At 41.3% G+C, this 1,534-nt stretch carries 1 protein-coding gene; it reads left to right on the top strand.

All coding sequences use genetic code 11. The features are described from left to right. Positions 1–1,534: InlB B-repeat-containing protein (locus B3473_RS06220; RefSeq protein WP_293677956.1), on the top strand; the 1,534-nt coding region annotated here is incomplete at both ends.

Below are 1,534 nucleotides of genomic sequence, written 5' to 3'. Positions count from 1 at the left end.
CAGACACATCAAATGAAGAACCAAAACAAGAATTGATTCAAAGTGCGACGATTCTAACAGCAAATGGCGACGGCTACACAGTATCAGCAGTCGTTGATGGTAGCAGCCAATTACCAGTGGGAGTGGAATTAAAAGTCCGCAAGCTTGATTCAAGTGGACAAGAATTTCAAGAATCTTCTGATAAGTCAAAAGCGGTTCTTGGCACTAACCTTTTAGATTTTGCGACTTTCTTTGATGTGAGCTTTATCCACAATGGTCAAGAAGTGCAACCAAGTGCTCCTGTTCAAGTAACTCTTCAAACTGAGGATAACTTAGCAGGTAAGGAACAAGACTTCAAAGTGGTTCACTTTAAATCAAACGGTGAAAAAGAAGTTATCAATCCTGAGTCAGTGAATTTGAGCACGTCACAAACCAAAGTGACTTACAAAGTCTCTTCTTTCTCAGTGCAAGGTTTCGTGGTTCTCGGAAAAGAAGAACCAGTCCAAGCTACTGAAAATACAGAAAACAGTCAAGAAGAAACGCAAGAAGAAGTTGCTGAGGAAAACACAAATGAGGAAAATACCAATACAGAAGCGTCATCTGACCAAGGCACTACAGAAGCAGCTGACACAGCTGACAAGCGTGTGATTACCTTTGTGTTCCAAAATAATAACAACGAGGAAGAAAATGTCACAACGCTCCACAAAAAAGACGGAGATAAGTTAGCAACTCTTCCTGCTGCCCCATTTAAACCAGGTTACACTTTCGACCACTGGCAAAACAAAGTCACAGGTGAAACCGTAACAGCTGATACGGTAGTCAATGGTGACATGACTGTCGAAGCGGTATTCAATGAAATCAAAATCTACACCGTAACCATTGAATACTACTACCATAATTCAACTAGTGACTCAGACGTCGTCTTCGATAAGGAAATTCACCAAATAGAAATCAGTGATACGCCTTACCATATCATTCCACCGACTTCAACTAATGTCAGCAAAGATGATGACACAAATTTGGAACAAGATGCGATTTACTATCCTGAAAAGGCAGTCGTTGAAATTACAGCAGACCAACTGGAAAATAGCATTGATGGTAAAATAGACATCAAGGTTAAATACGTTCCCGCATCATCTAAGTACACGGTTCGTTACATGTTGAAAGACCTTGATGGCAAAAATTACACTGAAATTAAATCGGTCACAGCTTACGGTGCTCTGGGCTCGACTGTTAATGCTGAAGTCTTGTCATTTGATTATGCGACCTTTGAAAAGACAGAACCACTTGAGTTGACTCAAGAGGAAGGTCAAGAAGTGAACGTTTACTACACACGTAATAGCTATAACTTGACTTATGAGCCAAATGGCGGTAGCTACGTGGACTACCAAACTGGTCTTTACGGTGAAACCATCGACGTGACCAAGACAGAACCAACTCGTGTGGGTTATGACTTTAAGGGTTGGTACACCGATGAAGCTTTGACAAAAACGGCTGGTGATACCGTCACCCTCAAAGACAATACGACCCTTTATGCTAAGTGGGAGCCTAAAAA

This window comes from Streptococcus sp. UBA632 (assembly GCF_002300045.1).
Classification (GTDB): domain Bacteria; phylum Bacillota; class Bacilli; order Lactobacillales; family Streptococcaceae; genus Streptococcus; species Streptococcus alactolyticus.
The sequence above is the reverse complement of the archived record's forward strand: the minus strand, read 5'-3'. Positions and strand labels throughout refer to the sequence as shown.